The following is an 18765-nucleotide window of genomic DNA, read 5'->3' on the forward strand; positions in this document are numbered from 1 at the left end:
CATGAACGCTTCGTCCTTCTCGGGTATTCGAGCAGCTTCAGCTGCTTTCCGGGTGGTGTCGCGTGTCCAGACTCTTGATTTTGTCATGCCCACGGGTTGCATGCCAGCCAGCCATGAGGCACTAGGGTTTATCTCAAAAGTCGGCGAGCGATAGTCAGACAAGGCAAAAATTGGTGAAAAGGCGCAGTTTACGAGGGGTAAATGAGCACTTTGAATCAATTTGACTCGCTTCTCTCGCCCTCCGGGCCAGCCTTTGGTTGTTGTCTCCGCTTCGCTCCGGCTAACGCCGTATGGCTGAGCGTAGACACTTTTTAGACAGAGCCTAAACGACGGCTTCCTTAAGCCGACCATCAACCAGCAACAGCCGACGGTCCGCCAGAGCCGTGATGTCTTCCGTGTCATGACTGACCAGCATTACCGCAACTCCACGTTCCTTGAGGCGTTGCACCTGCTGCCATAGCAGCTCACGATTGGCCCGGTCCAGGCCACTGAAAGGTTCATCCAGCAGCAACAATCGAGTCTGGCGCAGCAATGCTCGAATCAGAGCCACGCGTTGACGTTGGCCACCGGAAAGCTCTGTGGGAAACCGCTCTGCCAATCCTTCCAGTCCGACTTGGGCCAACCCTTCGCCAATCCTCTGGTGCTGTTCCTGGCTGAGACGCAGGTTCGGAGCCAGCCCCAGCCCGACATTGGCCCACACCGGCAAATGATCGAACAGATTGTGATCCTGGAAGACCGTCGTGATGTCTCTTTCCCAGGGCGGCAGCGCTGTCAGCTCCTGATCGTTCCACAATAATCGTCCTGATGCTGGCGTGAGAAATCCCGCCAGCAGGCTCAGCAGCGTGCTCTTGCCAGCCCCAGAAGGACCGTCCACGGCCAGGCACTCCCCTGGTGCAAGTTGCAGGTCAAAGCAGAAATCCAAGGTTTCCCCTGGTTGAGCCAGGGCATAATGAAAACTCAGTGCATCAGCTATCAGCATTGCGGCCTCGACACGGTAGGCAGACGGCCTGACCTTTTCCAGGAGTAACGGGGCAGACGGAGAGTCAGGGCAGATAGCAGAGCGAATATCAGCACGATCAATGCCAGCAGCATGAGAGCCGTTGCCGCTGCGCTCTGCCATCGATATCCGCCAAGCTGCTGATACAGCAGCATCGGCAATGTCGGTGATGCAGGCGATCCAAACAGTGCAATGACGCTGAAATCCCCTAGCGAAAGCGTCATGGCATAAGCCAGTGACAATGCCATGGGACGCCTCAAACGCGGCCAAAACAGCCAGCGCAATCGAGACCAGCCGTGAATACCGAGCTGATCGGCCAGCCGGCGCTGGGGAGCAGCAAGCTCCACCGCACCGCTGCGCAAAACCTGCATGGAGAAAGGTAACGCCATCAACGCATTGACCAGCACCACCAGCGCATAGGCCTGCATGGCGCCACCCAAGGCAGGTCGCAACAGGACGAACAGTCCTGTTCCCAGAACCAGTGCCGGCAATACCAGTATCAGTTGACCACTACCTTCCATCACTGCAGCCAACCCGCGCCGGCCCGCATTACGCAACACGCCAGTACCCGCCAGCAGGAGCAGCGCCAGACTGACAGCACCGATACCGGCACATGAAGCCATCAACAGACTACGCCGGGCAGCCGCCCATACAGTCCCGTCCGCAACGATCTGCGGTACTCCCGCCAGCCCGGCAATCACGATAGCCACCAAAGGTGGTACCAGTAGAAGAACCAAGGCCGACAAGGTCACCCCATCGCCCAGGCGGCGCCACCCTCGGGCATCACGACGCTGAGCACCCCGGAGCTGCCCGGCACTGTGTTCGGAACCACCCTGCAACAAGGAGGCATTGGCCCCACTCGCCAGCGCCATGCCCCACAATGCCAGGCAGATGGTCAATTGCGTCAACGCCAGAAGTGCTGCCAGGGCCAGATCATTGTCGTACTTGAGCGCCTGATACAGAGCGACTTCCAGCGTACTGCTGCCAGGGCCTCCTCCGAGCGTCATGACAATGGCAAAGCTGGTGAAGCACAGAGTGAAGACCAGGGCGGCAAGGCGCGGCAACAGTGGCTTGATAGCTGGCCACTCCAACACCTGCCAGATCGCCCACCGCGACAGCCCAAACTGAGCCACCAGGCGCCAGTGGGTGCCTGGCGCACGTTCTACTGCCTGCAGCATGATCCGCGCCGACAGCGGCAGATTGAAGAAGACATGCGCCAGCACGATGCCCGACAGACCATAGAGATACCCTGGCGCATTCCGCGAGGAAAACGGCATCGCCTCGATCAGCGGCGCCACCCAACCTTGGCGGCCGTGCACCGCAACCAGGCCAAACAGTGCCAGTAGGCTCGGGATCACCAACGACATTTCCATGATACGCAGCAACAAGCCTCGCCCGGGAAATCGGGGACGGCGCGCCAGTGCCACTGCCACCAACATGCCAAGCCCAAGAGAAATCAACGTGGACAACGTGGCCTGCCACAAGCTGAATGTCAGGATTGCCAGCAGGTACGGTTCCTGCCAGAGCTGGGCAATGTGAAGATCACTGGCTTCATGGATCAAGGCAGCAAGACTGCCTAGCCCAACAGAGACAATACCCAACATCACCAACCCGGCGGCCGGAAGTGGCAACCGATTGGTGGCAGGCCCGCTTAGCGGCTGGAAGCGTTGAGCCATTCCCGGATCCACTCACGACGATGCTGGCTGACCTCTGCGGGGCTGAAGGTATAGCTTTCGGGTTCGATCAGGCGGTCGAACACATCGGGCAATTCATCACCCAGATCGATGGCCGGGTACATCACATTGCCAAGGGGAATGTGGCGCTGGAAATCCTCGTTCAGAATAAAGTCCATGAACGCATGCACCAGTTCAGGCTCATCGGTACCGGCCACCATCGCCGCCGTTTCCACCTGCAGGTAGTGCCCTTCCTTGAACTCGGCAGCCTGATAGCGATCCGTCTTGTCGAATGCCATGTGATAGGCCGGAGAGGTACTGTAGGACAACACCATGGGAGCTTCGCCATTCATGAACAGCGAGAAGTAGGCCTGACTCCAGCCACTGGCCACCGTGAGAATATGCGGCGACAGGCGCTCCCAGGCTTCATCTGCCTTGTCGCCATAGACATGCTTGATCCACAGCAGCAGACCAAGCCCCGGCACACTGGTTCTTGGATCACTGATGATCACCTTCAGGTCTTCGGGAGCATCCATCAGCGCTTCAAGGCTGTCAGGCGGATTGGGCAGCGCCTCACTGTCATAGACGAAGGCAAAGCGCCCCCAGTCATAAGGCAGGAAGACATCGTCATCCCATTCAATAGGCAATTTAAGTGCGGACATGTCCGCCTCGTGCGGCACAAGCAACTCCAGTGCCCTAGCATCTTCCATCAGGTTCATGTCCAGGCCGAGGATCACATCCGCTTCGGTAGATGCTCCTTCCAGGCGCAGGCGCTGCAGGATATCGACACCTCCCTCGAGAGCGACAAACTGCAGGTCGCAACCGCAACGGGCTTCAAAGGCCTTCTCGATGGCAGGGCCTGGGCCCCACTCGGCCACGAAGGCGTCATAGGTATAGACCGTAAGCTGCGGCTTTTCGCCGTCCTGTGCCAACGCCTGGGAGGCGCTGAATGTCGTGATAGCGGCCAATGCCGTCAACATTGAAAGACCCGGATGCGCTAACGCCATCCGGGTCTTGGTCAGGAAGTCTTTCATTGGCGGTGATGCTCGGCAATCCGTGATGAATGCCTCACAGCTTACCCGAAGACTCGCCCGCCCTCACCCTCGGTCTTCAAACACCACCCGGGCAACGTCCTTGTACTGGGAAGCGAAATGCACCGTCATGCCGTCCTTGAGATAGTCGGGCAGTTCATCGTAGTCACGCCGATTGGCCTCGGGCAGGATGACTTCGAAGATATCACTGCGTCGCGCCGCAATGACTTTCTCGCGGATACCGCCCACGGGCAGCACATGGCCGGTCAGAGTCAGTTCCCCCGTCATCGCCAGGTTGCGCTTGATCGGTTCATTACGCGCCAGTGACAGTAATGCTGTCGTCATGGTCACACCTGCAGAAGGACCATCCTTTGGTGTCGCACCTTCTGGTACGTGTACATGCACGAAAGACGATTCGAAGTAGCTGGGATCAGCGCCATACTCTGCCATGTGCCCCTGCACAAAGCTGTAGGCAATATTGGCAGACTCCTTCATCACATCACCAAGTTGCCCCGTGAGCTTGAAGCCACGATCCAGCCTGTGAACCCGCCCGGCTTCGATGGACAGTGTCGCCCCGCCCATGGACGTCCAGGCAAGACCGGTGACCACACCCGCTCCTTTCATCACCTTTTCCTTGCGGAAGATCGGTGCGCCGAGGAATTCTTCCAGGTTCTTCACTGTCACGCTGACCGAGGCCTGCTCGCTTTCCAGCAGCTTCACGGCAGCCTTGCGCACAATGCGATGCAACTGCTTCTCCAGCTGACGCACTCCCGCTTCGCGGGCATAGCCTTCGATGACCTGGCGCAGGGCAGCATTGCTGAGCTGGATACGCTTGCGTGGAATCTTGTCGCGCTTGAGCAACTTGGGCCACAAGTGATTGCGGGCAATGGCCAGCTTCTCTTCGGCAATGTAGCCGGACAGGCGAATCTGCTCCATGCGGTCGAGCAAAGGTCCCGGAATCGAGTCCAGGGTGTTGGCGGTACATACGAACAGCACCTTGGACAAGTCCAGGCGCACGTCCAGGTAATGATCGAGGAAGTCGACGTTCTGCTCCGGATCAAGCACCTCGAGCAGCGCCGAAGCCGGGTCTCCCTGAAAGGACTGTCCCATCTTGTCGATCTCGTCGAGCATGATCACTGGGTTCTCGACTTCGACTTCCTTGAGTGCCTGCACCAGCTTGCCGGGCATGGCACCGATATAGGTGCGACGATGCCCCTTGATCTCTGCCTCGTCACGCATCCCGCCGACCGAGAAACGATAGAACTTGCGCCCCAGCGCCTCAGCAATGGAACGACCGACGGAAGTCTTGCCGACACCGGGAGGACCAACCAGCAGCAGGATGGAGCCGCCGACATCACCCTTGAAGGTGCCTTCAGCCAGGAACTCGACAATGCGCTCCTTGACGTCCTTGAGGCCATCGTGATCCCGGTCGAGCACCTTGCGTGCATGCCCCAGGTCAAGATGGTCCGTGCTGGTCACTCCCCAAGGTACGTTGGTCAGCCAGTCGAGATAGTTGCGCGTAGTGCCGTATTCCGGAGAACCGGTCTCCAGCACCGAAAGCTTGTCCAGCTCCTCGTCAATGCGTTCCTTGACCCGCTGCGGGACTTCCTTCTCCTTGAGCCGGGCGCGGAAGGTATCGACATCGTTTTCGCGATCGTCCTTGGAAATACCCAGTTCACGCTGAATGACCTTGAGTTGCTCACGCAGGAAGAACTCACGCTGACGCTGCTCCATCTGGGCATTGACCTGCTCACTGATCTCGCTCTGCAGCTGGGCAACTTCAATTTCCTTGCGCAGCAACGGCAATACCTTCTGCATGCGCAACACCACGGGCAGCGTGGTCAGGACATCCTGCAGCTCAGCCCCCTGGGCAGAAGTGATGGCCGCAGCAAAATCGGTCAGTGGGCTTGGCTCATGAGGGCTGAAGCGATTGAGGTAATGCTTGAGCTCTTCGCCATATAGCGGATTGATCGGCAGCAGTTCCTTGATGCCATTGATCAGCGCCATGGCATAAGCCCGGGTTTCGTCATCATTAGCGTCGACGGGCTCGCGAGGATAACTGACCTCGACCAGAAACGGAGCTTTCTTCGACAGCCAGCGCTCGATCTTGAAACGGCGCATGCCCTGGGCAATGAATTGCACTTGCTGAGGATCACGCTGCAGCTTGTGGACCATGACGGCAGTCCCCACTTCCGGGAAATCCTGCCAGCCCAAGGACTCGACGCCCGTTTCACCGACGAAAGCCAGTCCGACGGTGTGATGTGGCGTGTTATCGACTCGTTCGATGGTCTCGTCCCAGCGCTCACGGTTGATCACCAGTGGCTGCACCTGGGCAGGGAAGAAGGGACGATTGTGAATCGGCAGAAGATACAAACGTTCGGGTAGCGAGGCTGCTGCCGGAATCACAGCATGTTCCTGCACCTGGTCGTCCGTGTCCTGGTGCTCGGAGGTGTCGTCACCTTCCAGGTCGACCCAATTCAGCTCATCATCCTGCGGATCGCGTTCGTCACTCATGCTTACCTCATCCTGATGTCTGGGCAATATGCCCTGTCTGATTCACAGGAATGTGGGCAACGAGCTCAGACTTCAAGTCATACATGCAGCAATGCATGTCTGAGTCGTCGATTCCACATCACGCAAAGCCGTCTTTCTCGGCTGCGTGATGAATATCACCGGGGTAGCTTGAAAGGAGGTGCAGGACGACCATTGATGCGAATCTGGCCCTTGACGAGATCAAGCGTCAGAGACTGGGTATCCAACGGTTCATGCAACCACAAGGCCACCATGGCCGGCACATCCAGCCATTCGAAATCACCATCCAGGCGGCTTTGGAAACGTCCACGCATCTGTGGTTCCTTCAACTGGACCGCGCTGAGCTGACCCAACTGCCGGGCATCGAAGATCGCGACACCACTCCCCTTCAGGGAAAGGCCCAGCATGGGGCTATCCAGGTCGACATCATGCACATCCAGACGAGGAGAGTCCTGCAGCAGGTTGATCAATGCAAGGTCAAGCTCAGAGCCGGGCTGGGCGGCCTGGGGCAACATTCCACCCTCTGCAGCCTTGCGCCTCAGCAGTACAATCAGCTCCTTGAGGGCATCAGCATTGATCCGCGACAGTTCCATGTTGGCAGTACCAGCAAGCAGCAAGCGGTCACCGGAGCTCACTTCTCCCACACTGAGCTGACTGCCAATGCGCAACTCACTGTCATCCAGCAGGGTGCGTGTTTCCAGTTGCAGGTTGCTACCTTCCAGATTGACCCTGGGGTGCTGCAGGTTCAACGCATCGATGGTCAACTGGTCGTGCTGGCTGAATGATTGCGCGCCTGCAGTGTAGGTATATCGGCTATCCAGCCGGGATGGGCCGACTTCCAGCTCAGCATCCCCATCATGCAGGCTCCAGGGCTCGAGATACATCCCCAGGTGCCAGTCACCATAGACACCGTTGAAGCTGATATTGCCTCCCCTGAAGTGCAGCTCACGAGTCGCTTCTCCGGGAGGAGACTGACTGATGACGAAGGAGGCCAGGCGCAGCTTGCCATTGAAGGTGCCACCCAGGCTGCGGTAGTGGGCTTCCCAGGTAGGCGATGCGGAATGCAGGGTATCACTGAACAGGCCACGATCGTCACGGCCATGATGCAGCTCGATCTGGCCGGACACGCTGGTATCCAGCACGCCGTGATTGGCTTCATATGGCAGAGAAAGGTGCCAGTTATGGCTGAGCAAGGGGGACAAATGAATCGTACCGGAAGAACTCAGCCAGCCGCGTTGTACATGACTACGGGAAACTCGCAGATCACCCCGGGCCTGAAGGTCTGCCATGGCACGTTCGAGTTCTCGTTCGAACAACAGGCTGGCAATGTACTGAGCGAGTGCCCAGGTCAGCGCCAGCACCACCACTACCGGGACGATCCATCGTTCCTTGCGCATTCACTACCCCTGAATTCGCCGTGGCTCCAACATGGCCCTGGCGCTCACTTCCCGGATGCCAGTCCACCCGGATACTCTGTTCAATGTAGCCATAACCACAGGTGCATGGTGCTCCAGGCATATATCCCGGCCAGAATGTCATCGATCATGATGCCGAAACCTCCCGCTACGCGACGATCCGCCCAACGAATCGGCCAAGGCTTGATCACATCGAAGATGCGGAAGGCCACGAACCCCCAGAGTGCCGCTTCCCAGGAAAAAGGCACCGCTGTCATGGTCAGCCAATATCCCACGAATTCATCCCAGACGATCCCGGAATGATCATGTACGCCAAGGTCGTTGGATGTCTTGTCACACAACCAGCAGCCCCAGACGAAGGTGATGGCAATTACCATCAGATACCAGCCAAGGGTCAGCTCGGACAATAACCAATAGAAGGGAATCGCAGCCAGGGTACCGAAGGTGCCAGGAGCAAAAGGGGCGGCACCACTGCCGAGGCCAAAAGCCAGGAAGTGGGTCGGGCGATGCCACACACTAGCGGGAGACTTGTTCATGGTTGACCTCCGCCAAAGTGCTGCCAGCCGGCCTTGGTCGGCATCTTCAGCCCATCAATGCCACTGCCTTCGACCAGCCGCCCGATTGCTGTCAGAGCGAGCCCGGACGACGCCAGTTCCGCCTGCGCTGCAGCCAGTTGCTCTGGTGCCAGGGTAACGAGCAGCTCATAGTCATCGCCACCGCTGAGTGCCGCCTGCATCGCGCCCTCCTCGCCCAGCATATCGACCAGCCCCTCTGCCAGAGGAATCGCTTGAGCATCAAGCTCAGCACCTACCTTGCTGGCTTCCAGCACATGCCCCAGATCAGCCAGAAGTCCATCGGAAATATCAATGGCTGACGAGGCCAGTTCTGCCAAAGCGATACCTGCCTCAAGACGCGGCTGCGGCAACAGATAACGCGATAGCAGCGGATGCTGAAGATCACGCTCTCCGGCCTGCCAGGCCGCCAGGCCGCCCGCGCCACCACCCAGGGCTCCTGTCACGGCCAGAATATCTCCCGCCCTGGCACCTGAACGCCTCAACGCTCGGGCAGGCTCTGCTTCTCCCATCACCGTGACGCTCACGGCGCGCTCTCCCGCCGTGACATCGCCACCGACAAGATTGACCTTCACCGCGTCACACAAGGCATGGAACCCCTTGGCAAACTCGGCCACCCAGGCAGCATCACTGACAGGCAGTGCCAATGACATCAGGCACCAGCGAGGGCGAGCTCCCATGGCGGCAAGATCACTGAGGCTCACGGCCAGGGCACGATGCCCGACCGCAGAGGCAGGGGCTTCCGCAGGGAAATGGTGTCCTTCAACTGACGTATCGACACTGACCACCAGCTGCTGCCCGGCCGTGGGGCTGAGCAGGCAAGCATCATCGCCTGCCCCCAGGACAACACCAGTGTCCATGGTGGAGACATGCGCAGGGGCCAGCCAACGATTGATGAGCTCGAATTCTCCGTGCATGGGAGTGTGACCCTTAGCGGCGACGGGCGCTTACCTCAGCGCTACGCAGCTTGTTGGCCAGCTTGTCGAGAATTCCATTGACATACTTGTGTCCATCGGTGGCACCAAAGGACTTGGCCAGTTCAACGCCCTCGTTGATCACCACGCGATATGGCACCTCAAGACGGTGGGAGAGTTCATAAGCCCCCAGACGCAGAATGGCCAGCTCGATGGGGTCCAGATCTTCCATGCGACGATCCAGCAACGGAGAAATGGAAGCATCCAGCTCAGCCTTGTAACGAGCCACGTTGTGCAGAAGCTCATGGAACAAGGCCAGATCAGCGATTCTCATCACCTCAAGCCAGTTTTCATGGTTTTCCAGGTCCTCGTCCGGAACCTGGCTGCGGAATTCAGCTTCCACTGAGGTAACGGGCTTGCCTGTCATGTGCCATTGATACAGCCCCTGGACTGCCAGTTCACGGGCAGCTCGACGGGCTTGCTGGGCGAGGGATGGAGAACGCTGATCCTGACTCATGAGAAAGCCTCCTCAGCACCTTCTTCATCAACACCATTTTCATCGCCAAAACAACGCAACAGCGACACCATTTCCATGGCGGCCATGGCGGCTTCGGTGCCCTTGTTGCCCATCTTGGTACCAGAACGCTCGATAGCCTGCTCGATGGAGTTGACCGTCAGTACACCATTGGCAACCGGGGTGTCGAACTCAAGCTGCAGACGCGACAGCGCAGAATTGCACTCGCCAGCCACATGCTCGAAGTGCGGCGTACCACCACGAATCACGGCTCCCAGAGCAATGACCGCGTCCGGACGTGCCACCTGCAGAACACGCTTGATCGCCAACGGCAGCTCCCAAGCACCGGGCACATGGACGATATCGATTGCTTCGGCATCCACACCGTGGCGCATCAGGCTGTCTACGGCACCTTCCACCAGACTGTCCACCACATGATGATTGAAACGGCCAACGACAATGACGTAGCGGCCTTCGACGTCGACGAAGCTACCTTCGACTTGGGAAATAGGATTCATGTCGGTCCTTCCTGAAAATACCGACCAAGGCCGGCATGGGGTGGCAGTATGCTTCACCTTCACCCTATTGAATACTAAAGCGCTGAGGCACTCATTGCCGTTTTGGCAATTCAGGACCTCAGCGCAAAAAAATCAGTCGTCGAGAATATCACTCGACGATTCTCCCTGGGGAGACACCAGCTCGACCACTTCCAGATCAAACCCGGACAGCGCGGAAAATTTCCATGGTGAGCTGAGCAGGCGCATCTTCCCTACCCCCAGTTCGCGCAGAATCTGCGATCCGGTACCGATGGAAAGATAATTGCCTGCTCCATCGGATTCACTGCCTCGCACCACACGACGGCGTTCGAGAAACACCTGCAGCAGATCATTGAGATCCTGGCTCGGGCGTAGATCATCCAGCAATACAAAAACACCATGCTCGACCCGAGCAACCTCCTCCAGTGCGGCGCTGGCACGCCAGGAGGATTCCCCTTCACGTTCCAGACACAGCAGGTCACGCAGCTTGTTGCCCAGGTGCACCCTCACGGTCGTCAGCGCTTCCGGACTCGGCTCGCCCTTGACCAGCGCCATGTGGTGCGTGTTCTGGATACGGTCATGGAAGACATGCAGCATCAGCTCACCGAAATCGGTGTTCACTGACGTGCGCTCGACTTCTTCTACCGTGCGCTCATTGAGAATGCGATAGTGAATGAGGTCGGCAATGGTCCCCATCTTGATACCATGGGTCTTGGCGAACTCCTCGAGCTCAGGGCGGCGCGCCATGCTGCCATCTTCATTCATGATCTCGCAGATCACACCGCTGGGATCACAACCGGCCAGGGCCGCCAGGTCACAGGCCGCCTCGGTATGGCCTGCACGACGCAGCACCCCACCGGGCTCAGCCATCAACGGAAAGATATGACCAGGCTGAACAATATCCGCACTCGAGGCATTGCGTGCACAGGCTGCCTGCACCGTACGCGCACGATCGGCAGCGGAAATACCGGTCGTCACGCCTTCGGCTGCCTCGATGGACAACGTAAACTTGGTGCCGTATCCGGAACCGTTGTCCTGCACCATCAAGGGCAAGTTGAGCTGAGCACAGCGTTCGTGGGTCATGGGCATGCAGATCAGGCCACGAGCATGCACTGCCATGAAGTTGATATGCTGAGCCTCAACCTTTTCGGCAGCCATGATGATGTCGCCTTCGTTCTCACGATCTTCGTCATCCATCAGGATGACCATGCGCCCCTGGCGAATGTCTTCGATCAGCTCGGCGATGGGGGCGATTCCCCCATTGAAGGAGTGCGACATGACGTCTCCCTATAAATATCGGCTTGGCGCCGTCGCAGTCTAGCGACAACATCGTCGCTGACCTGCGTCGGACACCAGAATCGGCGTCAGGGTACCGTGACGCGGCATCTGGCGCCAGTAAGAAGCGTTGGAAGCTCTGCCCAACCCTGTATCAAATACGTCCTGACAGCCTATCTGACAGGGCGGGCAAGAATTCGCCAATCCTTGCCAAATGCCCGAATATCAAGGATATCCAGTGGCCGCTGCTGGTCCATGCGCTCAAGGCCAAGGTTCAGCAAGGGACGAGCTTCGCTCCCCAGCAAGGTCGGTGCCAGATATAGCCGCAGCTCATCGACCAGACCAGCATCCATCATCGCGCCGGCCAATGTCGCTCCGGTTTCCACCAGCACATCATTGCATTGCTCGTGTTCCGCCAGCCAGGACAATAGAGCAGCCAGGTCCACACGGCCATTTTCCCCTGCAGGCAACTCAAGTATCTCGGCTCCCGCCTGTTCAAGCTTGGCCCTGCGCGCATTCTGAATGCCTGCCACCGTCACCACCAGGGTTCGTCCTGGCTCTACCAGGCAGGCTGCCGCCAATGGCATGCGCAAGGTGCTGTCCAGTATCACGCGCAGTGGCTGACGTGCCGCAATAGTCTCCGCAGATACGTCCTCGACATCACCCAATTGTTCAGGGCGCACCGTCAGACGCGCGTTATCAAAGATGATCGAGTCCACCCCTGTGAGGATGGCGCAACTCTCGGCGCGCAGGCGCTGGACATCTCGCCGGGCCTCAGGACCAGTGATCCACTGGGAGTCACCGGAAGGCATGGCAGTACGTCCATCCAGGCTCATTGCCATCTTCAAGCGCACTCTTGGCCTGCCCTGCACCATGCGCAGCAGGAAACCAGCATTCAGGGTCCAGGCATCCTCTTCAAGAATTCCGACATCAACCTGAATACCCGCTGCACGCATACGCTCGATCCCGCGCCCAGCAACCAGAGGATTGGGATCCTGCATGGCAACCACGACACGGGCAACACCGGCCTGAATCAGCGCTTCGCAGCAGGGGCCAGTACGCCCCTGGTGAGAACAGGGTTCCAGGGTCACGTAGGCAGTCGCACCCTCCGCCTTGTCTCCCGCCTCGGCCAAGGCATGAATTTCAGCATGCGCTTCTCCCGAGCGCATGTGGAAACCTTCCCCAACGAGTTCTTCATCCTTGACCAGTACACAGCCGACTCTTGGATTGGGCATGGTGGTATAGCGACCATGCTCAGCCAGGCGCAAGGCTCTAGCCATCCAGGCTTCATCACTCATAGGCATCAACGCGTTTTCCCTCCATGGCCATTATCCGGGGAGAAATGGGGTTCCTGGGCCAGTCGATCAATTTCGGCCCGGAACTCATCGATATCCTGAAAACTGCGATATACCGAGGCAAAACGGATATATGCCACCTGGTCGAGGCGCTTGAGTGCACTCATGACTTCCTCACCCACATCCCGGGCATGGATTTCACGTTCACCACGCGCTCGCAGTGACTGGCGAATGCGCTCTACCGCTGCCTCGATGGACTCGGCACTGACAGGACGCTTTTCCAAGGCACGCAGCATACCGCCACGCAACTTGGCTTCATCGAACACTTCACGAGTGCCATCTGACTTGATGATGCGTGGCATCAGCAACTCTGCCGTCTCATAGGTGGTAAAGCGCTCACCGCAGTCGGCGCACTGCCGGCGCCGGCGTACCTGGTCGCCCTCGGCCACCAGGCGGGAGTCAGTCACGCGCGTATCCTGAGCGCCACAGAAAGGGCAGTGCATAGCGGCATATCCAAGTAGACGAAAGTGTCGGCATAGTGTAACGGGTGGCAGCTTTCTCGCCCAGCTGTCGCTCCACCATGGGGCAATTTGTTCCTGCTTTCTGTGCTTGCTTATATGGCATGAGAGCCCCTCCATATAAACACCCAGAGCCTGCTTATGCAGGTGCATGAGATATCGATGAGCAAGCTTGGCATGCCATGTGCTTAAAGCTGGTATGAACCTGTATTCAGGACTGCGTCAACGACCTACGCTTCGTCACTGGAGGAATACCATGACCCGCTCTCCAAGCTCCGTCCAGTCACTCTCGGCCGACGCTTTCATCACACGTGCGCGTCCCTTGATCGAACGGCTCTATGGACCTCGCTGCGACGAAGTCATGCGTCGCCTGATGCGCCTCGTGGACGCCCATCGTGACATTCTGACGCCCCAGAATGGTGCAGAAACCGGAGATCTGTGGAGCGAACGGGACCAATGGGTGATCCTCTATGGTGATTCCATCATCGAAGAAGGTCGCACACCGCTGGAAGCACTGGATGACTTTCTTGAGGCCCACCTTGGCGAAGTCATCAGCGGCGTTCATGTGCTGCCGTTCTTTCCCTGGAGCAGCGACGATGGTTTCTCGGTCATCCATTATCGGGAAGTCAATCCAAGCCTGGGTGACTGGCAGGATATCCGCCGCCTGGCCAGCCATCGAGACTTGATGGTGGACCTGGTACTCAATCATGCGTCCCGGGAATCCTTGTGGTTTGCCGACTATCTGGGTGGCAACCTTCCCGGGCGCGACTTTTTCATTGAAATGGACCCTGACACAGACCTTTCCGATGTGGTGCGCCCACGCAGCTCTCCATTGCTGGTCCCCGTAGCAACCCGCCGCGGTGTACGTCACCTGTGGGCCACCTTTTCCGAGGACCAGATCGATCTCAACTTTGCCAACCCCGATGTATTACTGGAGTTCGTTGGCATTCTGCTGTTCTACCTGGAGCAAGGCGCCCGAGTTATCCGGCTGGATGCCATTGCCTATCTATGGAAACGCCCTGGTACCAGCTGCATTCACCTGCCCGAAACCCATGCAGTGGTGAAACTGCTACGCGCGCTGGTCGATCATCTGGCTCCAGGCACACTGATCATTACCGAAACCAATGTCCCTCACGCAGAGAACATCAGTTACTTTGGCTTATCTGGAACCGGGCCTTCCTCCAAGGAACAACCACTGGTACCCGATGAGGCCCACCTTGTCTATCAGTTCACCTTGCCTCCCCTGCTGTTGCATACCTTGACCAGCGGCGAGGCGGATACGCTGGCCAGATGGATCGATAGCCTGCCGTACTTGCCCCCGGGCTGCAGCTATCTCAACTTCACGGCCAGCCATGATGGCATCGGGGTACGTCCCCTGGAGGGCTGGCTAGAGCCTCACGACATCGATGCCTTGATGACCCTGATGCAACGCTTCGGCGGATTCATCAGCATGCGCAGCCAGGTTGATGGCAGCGACAGTCCTTACGAACTCAATATCACCTGGTTTGCTGCCATGAGCGGTACCCGTAAAGGCCCCGATCCGTGGCAAATGGAACGTTTTCTGCTCAGTCAGAACTTGATGCTGGCACTCAAGGGCATTCCAGCAATCTATCTTCACTGCCTCACCGCGACACAGAACGATCTGGAAGGGGTCGAGCATAGCGGTCGCTTGCGCTCCATCAATCGCAAACGCTGGCAACGCGAACAGCTCGAGGAACTACTGGCCAGCCGCCATACTCCCACCCGTGAAGTCTTTCATGCCTTGACCCGGCGCCTGTCGATTCGCAAGCAGGAGCCCTGTTTTCATCCGGATGCAGGACAACGTGTCATACCCAGTGATTCCGCATTACTGGTGATTGAACGTGGGCCCCTGGAAAATGGTCGACGGTTGCTGGCCATACACAACGTCACCGACCGACGTCAGCCACTGGACCTGGATGCTCTCTTGCCAGCTACCCCTGACACTCCCTGGGACGACCTTCTGGAGGGCGGGACCTGGGAACCTCAGGACAGTCTTGCACCTTACCGCACGCTATGGCTGGTGCAACAATCTTCATCCATAGCGAACCCATGAGAAGAGAAGATTGTCATACTGGGCACATCTCACGCCCTTGATGACTGGAGTCTGTCATATGTCTCGCTCTTCTCGCCCACTCACCTGGCGCCATCGTGTCTCGCATATCGCATTGGCATCAGCAGCCTTCGGCCTGTTGCCCACGGCCACCGCATTGGCCAAGGACTACCCAGCGCCACTGGAAGCCCTGGAACAGGAAGGACTGGAAATCTTCGGCGAGTTCGACGCCCCCGGCGGGCTCACAGGCTATGCGGCAAGCCATCAAGGCCAGCCCATGACCGTCTTCGTCACACCTGATGGAGAACATGCCATCGTCGGCAACCTGATTGACAGCGAGGCCAACAACCTGTCTAACGAACCACTGGAAAGGCTGGTACAGGGTCCTCAGGACAAGGCTACCTGGCAGCAATTGGAGAACAGTGCCTGGATAGCTGACGGAAACGAGAATGCCGAACGCATCGTGTATGTCTTTACCGACCCCAACTGTCCTTATTGCAAGAAATTCTGGGAAAAGGCCAGGCCCTGGGTCGAAAGCGGCAAGGTGCAGCTCCGTCATGTGATGGTAGGCATCCTCGACCCTCAGAGCCCACGCCAGGCGGTGACCATGCTGGCTGCTGACGACCCTGCAGCAGTACTTGCCGCTCACGAATCCGGAGAGACAACCGTCAGTCCCATGGAGCAATTGCCACGCGAGTGGGAAGTGAAGCTCCAGGGCAACCACGAGCTGTTCAACCGGCTCGGCATGATCGCCACACCGGGGCTGGTTTACCAGAACGAAGGCCACATGGAAATGGCACAGGGCATGCCCCAGGAAGACCTGTTCAACACCATCATGGGGCCACGCTGAGCACACAAGCAACGCCAAGGTGGAGCACCGCGTTCACACCTTGCCTTCATTGTCTTCCTCCACAGCGGCATAAAGGCATTCGGGCAGGTCCGGGAGAGCTGCCCGAACCCGGTTCCAGCTGGGAATGAAGGGTTTCTCTCTGGGATTTTCCAGAAAGGCGTTGCCTGCGGCCATCAGGTTGTCAGCAAACAGTTCCACCGCCTGCTCCTCGGCGTGCCGGTCGAGGCTCAGGCCATTCATGATGGCATCGTGGTCATAGGTTTCGATCAGATCCAGTGCCAGACGATAATAGGTCGCCTTGAGCGTACGGAAGCCTTCGGCCGAGAACTGCACGCCCTGGGTTGCCAGCTTTCGGTAGAGCGCCTTGGCGATGTCCAGGCTCATGCGATTGAGCCCGGTGGTGGCATTGTCAGCAGACACGGGCTGGTGCTTGTGATCATAGTGATCGGCGATATCCACCTGACACAAGCGATTGGTGGAATGATCACGATGCACCTCCGACAACACGCCAATCTCCAACCCCCAATCTGCCGGGATACGAATGCCGTCAAGCACTTCCGTGCGCATCGAGAACTCACCTGACAGCGGGTAGCGATAGCAATCCAGGTAATCGAGATAAGGCAATGGGCCGTGGATCATCTTCAATGCCCGCAGCAGAGGCGTAACCATCAATCTCGACACCCTGCCATTGAGCTTGCCCTCCGCAATACGCGGGTAATATCCCTTGCAGAAGGCATAGTTGAAACGCGGATGAGCGACCGGATAGATCAAGCGTGCCAACAGGCCACGATCGTAGGTGAGGATATCGCAGTCATGCAGCGCCACCGCTACCGTGCGATGCGAGGCCTGCACATAGCCTGAGCAGTACCAGACGTTCCTGCCTTTGCCAGGTTGCTGGGGAGACAGCCCCTTTTCTTCCAGCTCTGCATCCAGTGCACGCAGGCGAGGGCCATCGTTCCACAGGATACGATGGTGCTGTGGCAGGCGGGAAAAGAAGTCACGCGCATAAAGAAACTGGTCACGGTCGGCCTGGTCGAGGCCAATCACGATCTCGGCCAGATAAGGCACTTTAGCCAGTTCGTCAATGATGGCGGATAAAGCTGGCCCTTCCAGCTCCGAGAACAGCGAAGGCAAGATCAATCCCAGGGGACGCCGACGAGCAAAGCGACACAGGTCAGCTTCCAATTCCTCGACAGAACGCCGCGTCAAGTTATGAAAGTCGGTAATGATGCCGTTCTGGTGAAAGTCACTCATGCTTTGTCCTCCTCACCCCAGAAATAGGAAAGCCCCTCGGCCCAACCCTCGGGCCCAGAGGCTTGTGTACGGTACAGGCGTGGAGGAAAACCCAAACCGGAGCCTGCCTGACCAAGCACGATATCCAGGCCATGCTGCCCTCGGATGATCACAGCGGCCTCGACGGCTTCAAGCATGGCAATGTCATTTGGCCCATCACCTAATGCCAGGGTTTCCGGTGCCGTGCCACGCAGTGCTTCGAAACGGCTGCATAACCAGCTTACCGCCCGCCCCTTGTCGATATCGCCAGTGACATGCCAGAAACGACCACCGCGAGTCATGTGCAGGCCGTCACCGGCAAGTCCCTCGGCAAAGCGAGTAAGCCTGTCTTCCGTGTCCCGCCACACCAACGGCTCACTACCTTCCCGAAGCCGGGCCAGGCGTGCGCTCTGCTCATCCAGGCCGGTCCAGGCTGACACCTCGCTGACCGACATCTCGCTCATGGTGATGAAGTCGGCACCCAACCGCTCACGCCATATCATCACCCGCTGGCGGATCAGTCCGATGTCCACGGCCAGGTTCTTGACCACCAGACCATCGGCTCCCGACACAACTTCCCGCTTGGCATGACACCAGGCCGACGGCAGCGCAACAACGCCGCCGTTCTCGGCAATGAAAGGGGTATGGCTCAGCCCCAGAGCCTGGCGCAGAGGCATCAACTCGCTGCGTGTCTTGCTGGTCACGGGAATGACCGCAATGCCCGCTTCCTTCAACGCCCCGAGCCAGGGCACTGCAGGCGACCAGTCATAACTGTGGTGATCAAGCAACGAGCCATCCAGGTCAGTAAAGACCAGGCGTGGTCGTGATCCGGGACGAAGCTGGGGAAAGACACCTGGCATGGCAGACCTGCTGGTATGGGGTGTTCATACCAGACCCCAAGCAGATGACATGCCAGTCGTGGAAAAAATGCAGAGAGATCAATGCATCAGCAGTGCATCATCAAACACCTTGCCACCGATGCACCGAAGCAAGACGACAATGCCCCATTCTGGCGCACCAGAATGGGGCATTGAGATTTGGCTAGCCAGAAACGGTTGATTTATACCGAACACCGCAATAAATCAGCGTTTTCTCATCTGGCTAGCCAATCATGTACACCAGAAAACTGATGATTTATGTCGCGAGCGAAGAGAGATGGGTTGCCGCCGGCACACAGGAACCGGAGTGTAGCCTGCTACATGAGGATTCCGAGTACCGCCGGCAGCCAATATATCGAGCGCAGCAATAAATCAGCGTTTTCCTGTCTGGCTAGTCGAGCGGAATGAAGCACTAGGCGCCC

General features: G+C 58.2%; 16 protein-coding genes. 2 read left to right on the forward strand and 14 right to left on the reverse strand.

Translation table 11 applies throughout. From position 1 onward, the window contains the following. Positions 1–322 precede the first annotated feature (322 nt). From Q1K07_RS00695 to nrdR, 12 genes are all read right to left on the reverse strand, one after another. A complete protein-coding gene (locus Q1K07_RS00695; protein ID WP_300306255.1) occupies positions 323–979 on the reverse strand; it encodes an ATP-binding cassette domain-containing protein in 657 nt (218 codons plus the stop codon). Next, on the reverse strand, positions 973–2673 hold the full coding sequence (gene thiP / locus Q1K07_RS00700; RefSeq protein ID WP_300306258.1) for a thiamine/thiamine pyrophosphate ABC transporter permease: 1701 nt from the start codon (positions 2671–2673) through the stop codon (positions 973–975). The genes Q1K07_RS00695 and thiP overlap by 7 nt, the downstream gene beginning before the upstream one ends. Further along, positions 2649–3704 (reverse strand): thiamine ABC transporter substrate binding subunit, encoded by a 1056-nt coding sequence (gene thiB / locus Q1K07_RS00705; RefSeq protein WP_300306261.1) that lies wholly within the window; start codon positions 3702–3704, stop codon positions 2649–2651. The genes thiP and thiB overlap by 25 nt, the downstream gene beginning before the upstream one ends. 63 nt (positions 3705–3767) lie before the next feature. Further along, positions 3768–6215: an endopeptidase La gene (gene lon, locus Q1K07_RS00710; RefSeq protein WP_300306264.1), complete on the reverse strand. Its 2448-nt coding sequence runs from the start codon at positions 6213–6215 to the stop codon at positions 3768–3770. A gap of 155 nt (positions 6216–6370) precedes the next feature. Next, the gene (locus tag Q1K07_RS00715) at positions 6371–7630 is read right to left on the reverse strand and encodes a DUF945 family protein (protein ID WP_300306267.1); all 1260 of its coding nucleotides are present in this window, start codon (positions 7628–7630) and stop codon (positions 6371–6373) included. Positions 7631–7710: 80 nt separating this feature from the next. Beyond that, positions 7711–8184: a phosphatidylglycerophosphatase A gene (locus Q1K07_RS00720; protein ID WP_149283835.1), complete on the reverse strand. Its 474-nt coding sequence runs from the start codon at positions 8182–8184 to the stop codon at positions 7711–7713. Next, a complete protein-coding gene (gene thiL, locus Q1K07_RS00725; protein WP_300306272.1) occupies positions 8181–9137 on the reverse strand; it encodes a thiamine-phosphate kinase in 957 nt (318 codons plus the stop codon). Before thiL ends, Q1K07_RS00720 begins: the two co-directional genes overlap by 4 nt. 13 nt (positions 9138–9150) lie before the next feature. Further along, a complete protein-coding gene (gene nusB, locus Q1K07_RS00730; protein WP_300306276.1) occupies positions 9151–9651 on the reverse strand; it encodes a transcription antitermination factor NusB in 501 nt (166 codons plus the stop codon). Next, entirely contained in the window at positions 9648–10166 is a 519-nt protein-coding gene (gene ribE / locus Q1K07_RS00735) for a 6,7-dimethyl-8-ribityllumazine synthase (protein ID WP_300306279.1), read from the reverse strand. The genes nusB and ribE overlap by 4 nt, the downstream gene beginning before the upstream one ends. A 132-nt stretch (positions 10167–10298) precedes the next feature. Then, positions 10299–11462 (reverse strand): bifunctional 3,4-dihydroxy-2-butanone-4-phosphate synthase/GTP cyclohydrolase II, encoded by a 1164-nt coding sequence (ribBA, locus tag Q1K07_RS00740; protein WP_300306282.1) that lies wholly within the window; start codon positions 11460–11462, stop codon positions 10299–10301. A gap of 170 nt (positions 11463–11632) precedes the next feature. Then, the gene (gene ribD, locus Q1K07_RS00745) at positions 11633–12763 is read right to left on the reverse strand and encodes a bifunctional diaminohydroxyphosphoribosylaminopyrimidine deaminase/5-amino-6-(5-phosphoribosylamino)uracil reductase RibD (protein WP_300306285.1); all 1131 of its coding nucleotides are present in this window, start codon (positions 12761–12763) and stop codon (positions 11633–11635) included. Next, positions 12763–13257 (reverse strand): transcriptional regulator NrdR, encoded by a 495-nt coding sequence (gene nrdR, locus Q1K07_RS00750; protein ID WP_300306288.1) that lies wholly within the window; start codon positions 13255–13257, stop codon positions 12763–12765. The genes ribD and nrdR overlap by 1 nt, the downstream gene beginning before the upstream one ends. Positions 13258–13528: 271 nt before the next feature. Between nrdR and Q1K07_RS00755 the strand changes: the two genes are divergently transcribed. Beyond that, positions 13529–15346, forward strand: a complete 1818-nt coding sequence (locus tag Q1K07_RS00755) for a sugar phosphorylase (RefSeq protein WP_300306291.1) — start codon at positions 13529–13531, stop codon at positions 15344–15346. Positions 15347–15404: 58 nt separating this feature from the next. After that, entirely contained in the window at positions 15405–16193 is a 789-nt protein-coding gene (dsbG, locus tag Q1K07_RS00760) for a thiol:disulfide interchange protein DsbG (RefSeq protein ID WP_300306294.1), read from the forward strand. 33 nt (positions 16194–16226) lie between these two features. Here the strand turns inward: dsbG and Q1K07_RS00765 are convergent, their stop codons facing one another. Together Q1K07_RS00765 and Q1K07_RS00770 are read right to left on the reverse strand one after the other, a co-directional pair. Further along, positions 16227–17447, reverse strand: coding sequence for a glycosyl transferase (locus Q1K07_RS00765; RefSeq protein WP_300306297.1), 1221 nt, complete (start codon positions 17445–17447; stop codon positions 16227–16229). Continuing rightward, positions 17444–18325 carry a mannosyl-3-phosphoglycerate phosphatase gene (locus Q1K07_RS00770; protein WP_300306300.1) on the reverse strand — a complete coding sequence of 294 codons (882 nt, stop codon included), beginning with the start codon at positions 18323–18325 and terminating at the stop codon, positions 17444–17446. Before Q1K07_RS00770 ends, Q1K07_RS00765 begins: the two co-directional genes overlap by 4 nt. Positions 18326–18765 lie beyond the last annotated feature (440 nt).

The sequence above is a fragment of the Halomonas sp. genome (genome assembly GCF_029263665.1).
Lineage (GTDB): Bacteria > Pseudomonadota > Gammaproteobacteria > Pseudomonadales > Halomonadaceae > Halomonas.